This window comes from Pseudomonas sp. Mn2068, assembly GCF_049319725.1.
In the GTDB taxonomy this organism is placed as follows: Bacteria; Pseudomonadota; Gammaproteobacteria; order Pseudomonadales; family Pseudomonadaceae; genus Aquipseudomonas; species Aquipseudomonas gingeri.
Genome location: NZ_JBMOUG010000043.1, coordinates 1 through 232, shown reverse-complemented (window position 1 = coordinate 232; position 232 = coordinate 1). Strand labels below are relative to the sequence as shown.

Genomic DNA, 232 nt, shown 5'->3' with positions numbered 1-232 from the left:
AGGGTGATTAGCTCAGCCGGGAGAGCATCTGCCTTACAAGCAGAGGGTCGGCGGTTCGATCCCGTCATCACCCACCACTTCAAGAGTCTTTCGCAAGAAAGAATCTCGCAAGAGAAAAGCTTCAAATCGGAAATTCCGCAAGGAATCTCCAACCGACGCGCAGCGGTAGTTCAGTCGGTTAGAATACCGGCCTGTCACGCCGGGGGTCGCGGGTTCGAGTCCCGTCCGCTGC

At 56.9% G+C, this 232-nt stretch carries 2 tRNA genes; both read left to right on the top strand.

The features are described 5' to 3' along the window. Window position 1 precedes the first annotated feature (1 nt). A tRNA-Val gene (locus tag ACL9RJ_RS33280) sits at window positions 2–77 on the top strand. A gap of 82 nt (window positions 78–159) precedes the next feature. Then, a tRNA-Asp gene (locus ACL9RJ_RS33275) sits at window positions 160–232 on the top strand.